The organism is Hoeflea sp. CAU 1731, from assembly GCF_039888615.1.
Classification (GTDB): Bacteria; Pseudomonadota; Alphaproteobacteria; order Rhizobiales; family Rhizobiaceae; genus Flavimaribacter.
Map to the genome: position 1 here is coordinate 106,023 of NZ_JBDQQS010000019.1, position 9,647 is coordinate 115,669.

Annotated in this window: 7 protein-coding genes and 1 pseudogene; 6 read left to right on the plus strand and 2 right to left on the minus strand. The window is 60.7% G+C overall.

Translation table 11 applies throughout. The features are described from left to right. Positions 1-139: 139 nt before the first annotated feature. Positions 140-478 (plus strand): ArsR/SmtB family transcription factor, encoded by a 339-nt coding sequence (locus AAFN47_RS23895; protein ID WP_499811784.1) that lies wholly within the window; start codon positions 140-142, stop codon positions 476-478. After that, positions 471-947: an SRPBCC family protein gene (locus AAFN47_RS23900; protein ID WP_499811785.1), complete on the plus strand. Its 477-nt coding sequence runs from the start codon at positions 471-473 to the stop codon at positions 945-947. The genes AAFN47_RS23895 and AAFN47_RS23900 overlap by 8 nt, the downstream gene beginning before the upstream one ends. A 72-nt stretch (positions 948-1,019) precedes the next feature. Here the strand turns inward: AAFN47_RS23900 and AAFN47_RS23905 are convergent, their stop codons facing one another. Next, a complete protein-coding gene (locus AAFN47_RS23905; RefSeq protein WP_499811786.1) occupies positions 1,020-2,051 on the minus strand; it encodes an alcohol dehydrogenase catalytic domain-containing protein in 1,032 nt (343 codons plus the stop codon). Between the two features lie 288 nt (positions 2,052-2,339). On the opposite strand from AAFN47_RS23905, the gene AAFN47_RS23910 reads away from it, so the two are divergent. The 4 genes from AAFN47_RS23910 (at position 2,340) to AAFN47_RS23925 (ending at position 9,152) form a co-directional block, all read left to right on the plus strand. Next, positions 2,340-3,869 (plus strand): Do family serine endopeptidase, encoded by a 1,530-nt coding sequence (locus tag AAFN47_RS23910; protein ID WP_499811787.1) that lies wholly within the window; start codon positions 2,340-2,342, stop codon positions 3,867-3,869. Positions 3,870-4,006: 137 nt separating this feature from the next. Continuing rightward, entirely contained in the window at positions 4,007-4,756 is a 750-nt protein-coding gene (locus AAFN47_RS23915; protein WP_499811788.1) for a response regulator transcription factor, read from the plus strand. A 13-nt stretch (positions 4,757-4,769) separates the two neighbouring features. Further along, entirely contained in the window at positions 4,770-6,173 is a 1,404-nt protein-coding gene (locus AAFN47_RS23920) for a sensor histidine kinase (RefSeq protein ID WP_499811789.1), read from the plus strand. A 9-nt stretch (positions 6,174-6,182) separates the two neighbouring features. Continuing rightward, entirely contained in the window at positions 6,183-9,152 is a 2,970-nt protein-coding gene (locus AAFN47_RS23925; RefSeq protein ID WP_499811790.1) for a bifunctional [glutamine synthetase] adenylyltransferase/[glutamine synthetase]-adenylyl-L-tyrosine phosphorylase, read from the plus strand. 1 nt (position 9,153) lies between these two features. Here the strand turns inward: AAFN47_RS23925 and AAFN47_RS23930 are convergent. Beyond that, positions 9,154-9,528 (minus strand): annotated as a pseudogene (locus AAFN47_RS23930) (pyridoxamine 5'-phosphate oxidase family protein); the annotation flags it as partial. Between the last annotated feature and the right edge of the window lie 119 nt (positions 9,529-9,647).

Sequence of the window (9,647 nt, forward strand, 5' to 3'; positions counted from 1 at the left end):
AAGCCCGCTCATACATCAAGCTGTCAGCGACAGTTCGTTCAGGCCTTCCTTCGTGCGGGGATCAAGTAGGGCGGCATCCGGATAGACCGATTTTATTAAACCACTTGATTAAATAACCAGATGGTTTAATACTCATTCCATGAACCGGGACCAACAACTTGACGCCGCCTTCGCCGCCTTGGCGCATCCGGCGCGTCGCGCCATCCTTTCGCGGCTGGCGCAGGGGGAGGCGACCGTGAACACATTGGCCGAACCGTTGGAAATGAGTTTGCCGGCCGTGTCCAAACATATCCGTGTGCTGGAAAACGCCGGATTGATCACTCGGGGACGCGAGGCTCAGTTCAGACCTTGCGCGCTGAACGTTGATCCGCTGCGCGTTGTCGCCGACTGGACCGAGCAGTATCGCCCCATATGGGAGGCGCGGTTCGACGCGATGGATGAAATTCTCAAGACCATGAAGGGCGAAAATCATGAGTAGCGAACAATCCAACGTCAGAATAGAACGCGTCTTCGATGCGCCGATAGACGATGTCTGGCGCATGTGGACGGATCCCGAACTCTTCAAAAAATGGTATGGGCCAAAGGGCATGTCGATCCAGGTCGCCGACATGGATCTCAGGGTTGGCGGGACACGCAAAATCTGCATGGAAATGACCTCGCCGGAGCGAACCGTGTCGATGTGGTTCATCGGCGTCTACAAGGAGGTCAACGCTCCTTTTCGTCTCGTCTACACCGAAAGCATGTGTGAAGAGGACGGCACACTGATCCCGCCCCAGGCGTTGGGCATGCCGAAGGGTCATCCGGACGTGACCGAAGTGATCATCGAGCTGTCCAAGACCGACGACAAGACCAGGATGACGATGATCCATGTCGGCGTTCCGGGAGGATCAGCCGCAGAAGGCGGCTGGAACCAGGCGTTCGACAAGCTTGCAAAGTTGATGGGCTGACGCGCCAGAGGCGCTGGAATCGCACGCCTGATTGTCCGGATCGCCGCTCCTTTGCGACCTCAAACCGCGCCGTCAGCCGTCAGGCATGACGATCTGCACTTTCCCGTCCGGTTGGGCCAAGGCCTGCGGCAGCCGCTCGATCGCTTGCTCCAGCGGCAGTTCCACTGATACGTCGGTTTTCCAGCGCCCGTCACGAAAACGGTTTTGCACCTCGTTGAATACCCGCATTTTTTGGACAAAGCTGGTTTTGGCGGCCCAATCCGTGGTCCAGAAGCCTTCGATCACCTTGCGCTTGAAGATCATTGCGCCGGGATCGAGGATCTCGGCTGGCGAATCGTCCAGTCTGCCGTAAATGACCCACCGCGCCTGATCGCCCATCATGTTGTGGGTCTGCGCGCTCCTTCCGCCTGCGACAGCGTCGAGGAAGACGACCGGCTTTTCTTTCTCCAGAACGTTCGCCAGATCCGCTTCGTAATCCGTGTCCGTTTCGTTCAGCGCGTAGGCGGCGCCCAGATCTTTGAGCATGGCTACGGGCGCTTCTCGGCGCACCAGCGCTATCATGCGCTTGGCCTGGTCCTTCGCCAGTCCGGCCATCAGCTTACCTAATTGGCTTGCGGCGGCGGAGAAGACGAAGGCCTCTCCGGGTTTCACCAGATCCAGCATGGCCACCGCCGTCACCGGATTGACGACCAGCCCGGCGGCGTCGCGATCCGCCACGCCTTTTTTCAACGGCAAGGAAAGCATCGCCTGGGTCACCGCATACTCGGCCCAGGTTCCCGATCCGTCAGGTGTTACGTAGAAACCCACTCTTCGGCCTTTGAGGAACCGGCCGTACAAACCGGGACCGGCGTCGACGACGACGCCCACACCTTCAAAACCCGCCGGCTTTCCCGCGACGCGCGGTTGCCCGTAAACGCCCCGAACGAAGGCGATATCTGACGGATTGATTGTCGCCCGACGCATCTTGATCAGTATCTGTCCCGGCGCCAGAGTCGGCTTCGGGAATTCCGCCAGCTCCAGAAACTCGCCGGGCCGGTCGAGTTGGGCGCCGGTAAATTCCGACTTTTCGGCAAATCCGCCTTGCCGCAGCAGCAGCCCCTTCATCGCGCAAGCCTCAAATCGTGTTTTCGATGTAAGCAATATGGGCCGGGGAGGGCGCTGCGGTCAAACGAATGCGCCCTGACGACTGTCATTGGCGCCACAGGGCCAATAACGCAGTAGTCAAACAAGGTCGGCTGGTTTCTGTCTCCGACGGCGCCATTACTTGCCGAATACCCGAACCTTACCAAAAGTTCATGATCCATCCAGCCTCCCGTAATGTTGCGGCGCATATTGCTTAACATATCGAATACCTGACAAGCAGAGGAATTCCAGATGCGACAGAGTGGTTTCATGACCTCCACGAAAAAGAAGCTGATGACGTCAACCGCGGTTCTCGGCCTGGGCGCGATAGTCGCCGCCGCAGGCGTGCCGCCGCTCCTTGAGCAGGCGCGGGCCGACGCGGTCAGGGTCGAGGCCCCGGCGGCGATGCCGAGTTTCGCGGACGTTGTCGAAGCCGTTTCCCCGGCTGTTGTTTCGGTGCGCGTCAAGTCAAACCTGCGCCCCGTCGCCAACCGCGGCGGTTTCGGCGTTCCCGGCATGGACAATCTGCCGGACGATCATCCGATGAAAAAGTTCTTCAAGGAGTTCCGCGGTAGCCCGTTCGACGATGACGACCAGGAGCGGTTCAGCCAGCGCGACGAGGAAAAGAACGATCGCTGGAGCAAGCGCGCCCGGCCGATCGCCCAGGGCTCTGGCTTCTTTATCTCCGAAGACGGCCTGCTGGTTACCAACAATCACGTTGTCGACAAGGGAACCGAATTCGAAGTGGTTCTCGATGACGGAACGGAGCTCGACGCAGAGCTGATCGGCAAGGACGCCCGCACCGATCTCGCGGTTCTGAAGGTCAGCAGCGACCGCACGTTCCCCTATGTCGAATTCGCCCCTGAAGATACGACGCGGATCGGCGACTGGGTCGTCGCCGTCGGCAACCCGTTCGGCCTTGGCGGCACCGTCACCGCCGGCATCATCTCAGGGCGCGGTCGCGATATCGGCGCAGGCCCCTATGACGACTTCATTCAGGTGGACGCCGCCGTCAACCACGGCAACTCCGGCGGTCCGACTTTCAACCTGCGCGGTGAGGTCATTGGCGTCAACACTGCCATCTTCTCGCCGTCGGGCGGCAATGTCGGCATCGCTTTCGCCATTCCGGCGGCGCTTGCCAACGACGTCGTCACTGACCTGATGGACGACGGCAATGTGGAGCGCGGCTGGCTCGGCGTTCAGATCCAGCCGGTTTCCGCGGACATTGCCGAATCCCTCGGGCTGGCCGAAGCCAAGGGCGCGCTCATCACCGAGCCCCAGAAGGACTCGCCAGCCGAACGCGCCGGCCTGAAATCCGGCGACGTGGTCACGGCCGTTAACGGCGAAGTCGTTGAAAGCCCGCAGGATCTTGCCCGCCGAATCGCGAGCGAAGATCCGGGCGAAAAGACCGACGTCACCGTCTGGCGCCAGGGTGAAAGCAAGACCATTGCGGTCGAAATCGGCGAATTGCAGGAAACTGCAGCAGCAGCCGCCGAAGACGAAACGCCGGGCAAACCCGATAGGGGCGATGAGCTCGAGGAGTTTGGCCTGACGGTTCAGCCGGCGGAAGAAGGCGAAGGTCTCATGATCACATCTGTTGATCCTGACAGCCCTGCCGCAGAGCGCGGAATGCGGCAGGGCGACACCATCGTCGCCGTCAACAACGCGAAGGTCGGCTCCATTGAGGATATCGCCAAAGCCGTCGAAGAAGCCGGAGAACAGGGCCGAAAGGCAGTGCTGTTCCAGTTGCGTAACGAAAACAACAGCCGTTTCGTCGCGCTTCCGGTCGCGCATGGCTAACAGTTCGGGCAGGCGGTCTATCATGTCGCCCCCAGACCAAACGCTCGAAACTGTGGCAGCGAGCCCCCATCGGCTCGCTGCCTTCCTCACGTTGAGGCCACTTGATCTGCAAAAGCAACACTCGTGTGGATTGCTGTATGAGTACGCAACCAGTATCGTGTGCACTGTCGAAATTCATATTGGAGCGCGGAGCGCTCAATGGTGCACCTATGAAAATATTGATTGTCGAGGATGACCTCGAGGCGGCGGCGTATCTTACGAAAGCATTGAATGAAGCGGGCATGGTGACCGATCACGCCAGCGACGGCGATATCGGCTTCTACATGGCGACCGAAAACAGTTACGACGTGATGGTGATCGACCGCATGTTGCCGAAGCGCGACGGACTGTCCATCGTCAGCGCCCTACGCGAAAAGTCCATCGACACGCCGGTGCTGATCCTCTCGGCGCTCGGCCAGGTCGACGACCGCGTGACCGGATTGCGCGCCGGCGGCGACGACTATCTGCCCAAACCCTATTCCTTTTCGGAACTGCTGGCCCGCGTGGAAGTGCTCGGACGGCGCAAGGGAACCCGCGATAACGACACGGTCTACCGCGTCGGCGAACTGGAGCTTGACCGCCTTGCCCATGAAGTTCACCGGGGAGGGCAGAAAATCCTGCTGCAGCCGCGTGAATTTCGGCTGCTGGAGTATCTTATGAAACACGCCGGCCAGGTGGTCACCCGCACCATGCTGCTCGAAAATGTCTGGGACTATCATTTCGATCCCCAGACCAATGTCATCGACGTGCATATTTCGCGGCTGCGCTCGAAGATCGAACGCGATTTCGATACGCCCCTTCTCCACACCGTCAGGGGCGCCGGATATATCCTGAAAGCGGAAAGCTAGGGCCCGCTTCGTCATGAGTCGCTTGGGAATGGTGTTGCGAACGACCGCCGTCAGACTGTCGGCGCTTTATTTCGCGCTATTCCTGATTTGCGCCCTTGTTCTGGTCTTCTACATTTCTGGCCTGACGTCGAGGATCATGATCGACCAGACCCAGGAAGTCGTGCATGAGGAACTGGAGCTGCTTGGTCGGGCCTATCGCACCGGCGGCGTTACGCTTTTGATCAGCTATATCGACCGCCGGTCGCGCCAGCCTGGCGCAAATCTCTACCTCATCGCCGCTCCGAACGGACAGGTGATCGCCGGCAATGTGGAGAGCATCCAGACGGGCGTGCTCGACAAGCAGGGCTGGACGGAAACGGCCTTTACCTATGGTCGGTTCACACAGACGCCCGAAACCCCGATCCACACGGCGCTCGCTGAAGTGATTCTGCTGCCCAACGGCATGCGGCTTCTGGTCGGGCGCGACCTCAGGGAGCCGACCCAGTTTCGCACGCTCGTGCGCGGTTCGCTGGCGCTTGCGCTCGGCATGATGGTCGCCGGCGCCCTGGTCATCTGGTTCTTCCTCGGCCGTCGCGCCTTGCGTCGCATCGAGCGAATGTCGCGGGCGAGCGAAAAGATCCTGGCCGGCGACCTCAGTCAGCGGCTTCCGATCCAGGGATCGAACGACGAATTCGACCGGCTTTCGGAATCGCTCAACGCCATCATGGCGCGGATCGAAAGCCTGAACGAGGGCCTGCGACAGGTTTCCGACAACATCGCCCATGACTTGAAAACGCCGCTGACCCGGCTTCGCAACCGTGCAGAGGCGGCCATGGCGTCCGGCGAGGATATCGAGGATTTCCGGACGGCGCTTGAGCAAATGGTCGAAGAATCGGACCAGTTGATTCGCACCTTCAACGCGCTCCTAATGATTTCGCGGGTCGAGGCTGGTTCTTCGGCCGCAGAGATCGGACGGCTGGATCTCTCGCAAATCGCCCACGATGTGACGGAACTCTACGAGCCGGTCGCCGAGGAAGCGGGCGTGGCATTGTCGGCCGAGATCGAGGACGGCGTGGAAATCGAAGGCAATCGCGAACTGATCGGGCAGGGGATTTCCAATCTCGTCGACAACGCCATCAAATACTCCGCCGTCAGGAAGCCGGAAGCTCGCGTGGCGATCTCGCTTGAAACCGCGGAGAATACGGTCGTCGTCACCGTCGCAGACAATGGCTCCGGCATCCCGGAGGAGGACCGCGCGGAAGTGGTCAAGCGTTTCGTGCGTCTCGATAAAAGTCGAAACCTTGCCGGAAACGGGTTGGGTCTCAGCCTCGTCGAAGCTATCATGTCGCTGCATAGGGGCAAACTTGAGTTTGGCTCTGCCGACCCGGATGATGAAAAGTGGCCGGGTTTGTGCGCCAGAATGATATTCAGAAGATAGGCAGTCAGCGTGACACGAGGACCGGCGTTTCCCAAGTTGAAGGACCTGCGGGATCCGGTCATCCTGCCAGCGTCACAGGAGAAGCTCGAGGCGCTGCGCGACGAACTGGTCAAGCTCACCGACGGCAATCCGGAAATCGGCGCCTTTCTTGTCGAGAAGACGCCTGCCAGCCAGTTCGTGCTTTCGGCGCTTACCCTGTCGCAATATCTGCGCGATATCGCGCTGCGCTCGCCAAGGCTCATTCTCCAGCTGGTGAACTCGGAACCCGGCGCGCTGATCGACCAGCGCATCGAGGAGGCGCAGAACGCCTGGAAGGCCGAGGATGTCAACGAGGCCCGCCTGATGTCGGATCTGCGTCTGTCCAGGCAGGACTTTTCGTTTTTCGTCGGCATGTACGACCTGTCGCGCACGGTCGACACGCGTCAGATCACCATTTGGCTAAGCCGCTTCGCGGCGGCGGCTCTGAAATCCGCGGTCGATTTCTCGCTGCTCTCAGCCCACGACCACGGCAAGATCAGGCTCGACGATCCCAAGCGTCCGTCGCGCCGCTCCGGTTTTTTTGTGCTCGGCATGGGCAAGTTCGGCGCCGAGGAACTGAACTATTCGTCCGACATCGACATTGTCGTCGTGTTCAATCCGGAAGCCGGCGTCGTGCGGGAGCCGGACGAAGCCTCCGACGTGTTTTCCAGGATTGTCCGTCGTCTCATCAAGATCATGCAGGAGCGCACCCGGGACGGCTACGTGTTTCGAACGGATGTGCGGCTGCGCCCAGACCCGGGCGCCACCCCGCTGGCCGTGCCGTATCGCGCGGCGCTGCTTTATTACGAGGGCAGAGGTCAGAACTGGGAGCGCGCGGCCTTCATCAAGGCGCGGCCGGTGGCCGGCGATATCGATGAGGGCTATGTGTTCTGCAACGAGTTGACGCCCTTCATCTATCGCAAGTACCTGGATTACGCGACGATCGCCGACATCCATTCCATCAAGCGACAGATCCATGCGCACAAGGGCTTCGGAACGATCGCCGTGCGCGGACACAACATCAAGCTTGGCCGCGGCGGCATTCGCGAGATCGAGTTTTTCGTCCAGACGCAGCAGCTGATCGCCGGCGGCCGCTCGCCGGATCTGCGCGTGCGGTCCACCGACGAGGCGCTGTCGGCGCTTTCCAGCAGTCAGTGGGTGGGGCACAACACGGAGGAAACGCTCCGCCTTGCCTACTGGTATCTGCGCGACATCGAGCACCGGATACAGATGCGCCGGGACGAGCAGACCCATACGCTGCCGGAAAACGACGAGGATCTGCGAATAATAGCGCTGATGTCCGGATTTGACGGCGTTGAGCCCTTCATCGAGGAAACGCGCGAGGTGCTCACCTGCGTGGAGCGCCATTACGCCCGACTGTTCGAACACGAGCAGGAGCTTGGAACCGGCGCCGGCAACCTGGTCTTCACGGGGGATTCGGACGATCCCGACACGATCGAGCAACTGAGCCAGATGGGGTTCGAGCGGCCATCCGACATTTCCCGCATCATTCGGACCTGGCATTATGGCCGCTACAACGCCATGCGCTCCGAACAGGCGCGCAAGCGTCTTACGGAAATCATGCCGGTGCTGCTGAAGGCCTTTGCGCAAACCCGGCGCGCCGACGAGGCGCTGCTGAATTTCGACAAATTCCTTTCAGGCCTTCCGGCCGGCATCCAGCTTTTCTCACTGCTCTCCAACAACACCAGCCTCAGTACGCTGCTGGTTTCGATCATGGCCTCCGCGCCCCGTCTGGCCGAGATCATCAGCCGCAGGCCGCACGTCTTCGACGGCGTCCTCGATCCGCAGCTTCTTGCGGAGCTGCCGAACCGCGCCTATCTGGCAGGCCGGCTCGAGGCCTTTCTGCGGGGCAATTTCCTCTATGAGGAAATCCTCGACCGTCTGCGCATTTTCGCCTCGGAACAGAAATTTCTCATCGGCGTGCGGCTTTTGACCGGCGCGATCAACGGCGATCGGGCGGGCCGGGCGTTTTCGGACCTGGCGGACCTGATCCTCGAGGCGGCGTTCGCCGCGGTGCGCATTGAACTCGAAAGCCAGCACGGCCGGATCGCAGGCGGCCAGGCGGCTGTCATCGGCATGGGCAAGCTTGGCAGCCGGGAAATGACCGCCGGCTCCGATATCGACATCATCGTGCTCTATGCGCATGATCCCGATGGCGGAGAGTCCGACGGGGAAAAGCCGCTCGACGCGCCGCGCTACTACGCGCGCATGACGCAGCGGCTGGTCGCGGCCCTGTCGTCGCCGACGGCCGAAGGCGTTCTCTACGAGGTGGATCTGCGCCTGAGACCCTCCGGCAACAAGGGGCCGATTGCCACCAGCATTCAGTCGTTCCGCAAGTATCAGCGCGAGAGCGCCTGGACCTGGGAGCACATGGCGCTGACGCGCGCGCGCGTGGTCAGCGGCGACGCGGAGCTTGTATCGCAGGCCCGCAGCGTGTTCGAGGAAGTGCTGAACCGGAAACGCGACGCCGCAAAGATCGCGACCGACGTGCGCGAAATGCGCATGCGGATCGAACAGGAAAAGAAGTCAGCCGGCATCTGGGACTTGAAACTTGCGCCCGGCGGGCTGATGGATATCGAGTTCATCGCGCAATATCTGCGGCTCATGGCGGCGAGTGAAGAGGTCGCGATCAAGTCCGGCGAAACGCGCACGCTCGACGCCGTCAAATCGCTTGCGCCGGCGATGATCGGCCATGAGGAGGCCGAACGGCTTGTGTCGGCGCTGAAGGCGTTTACCGAGATTGCCCAGATCATCCGCCTGTGCATCAAGGAAGAATTCGATCCCGAAAAGGCGCCGGCGGCGCTGGACGATCTGGTGCTGCGGGTGGTCGACCTGCCGGACATGGCGACGCTGGAAGAGCATGTGCGCAAGACCGAGGCCGACGTCAGAGCGATTCTCGACCAGGTGCTTCCGGAGCCGGAGGACGCGGAGACTGGTTAGGTCAATACATCGACTTCCGGTATTCGACCTCCAGATCGGCGTCGATCTTGTTCATCTCCTCCGGGTCGTCAGGCGCTCCGGATGTCTGGTCGAGGATCATTTTCGGCAAGGACGGCATTTCGCTGCGATCCTGCAACTCATCCGGGTCCCACAGCTTCGAACGTCGAAACGCCTTGGCGCAATGGAGGAACACCTCTTCGATGGTAACGACGATCGCGATCGTCGGTATTCGATCCTTCACCGCCATCAAGGCAAGCAGATCGGGGTCGCGGGTGATTTTCGCTTTCCCGTTCACACGCAATGTGTCGTCGAATCCGGGAATCATGAACAGCAGTCCGACGGCGGGATTGGCCAGAATGTTTGAATGGGTGTCTAGAGCAACGGGCGATTAGTATGCAACGCATCCTGTTGATCTGAAGTAGTTCCAGCATTCTTGCGGTGTGAACAGGCTGCAGACATGTCCGACGGCCTTCCAAAGGTCTTCATATGTTCGAG

Bases quoted from the DNA above. Each gene is read 5' to 3' on its own strand.
- AAFN47_RS23910 (WP_499811787.1), top strand. From the start codon at position 2,340: ATGACCTCCACGAAAAAGAAGCTGATGACGTCAACCGCGGTTCTCGGC.
- AAFN47_RS23915 (WP_499811788.1), top strand. From the start codon at position 4,007: ATGAGTACGCAACCAGTATCGTGTGCACTGTCGAAATTCATATTGGAG.
- AAFN47_RS23900 (WP_499811785.1), top strand. From the start codon at position 471: ATGAGTAGCGAACAATCCAACGTCAGAATAGAACGCGTCTTCGATGCG.
- AAFN47_RS23895 (WP_499811784.1), top strand. From the start codon at position 140: ATGAACCGGGACCAACAACTTGACGCCGCCTTCGCCGCCTTGGCGCAT.
- AAFN47_RS23905 (WP_499811786.1), bottom strand. From the start codon at position 2,051: ATGAAGGGGCTGCTGCTGCGGCAAGGCGGATTTGCCGAAAAGTCGGAA.
- AAFN47_RS23920 (WP_499811789.1), top strand. From the start codon at position 4,770: ATGAGTCGCTTGGGAATGGTGTTGCGAACGACCGCCGTCAGACTGTCG.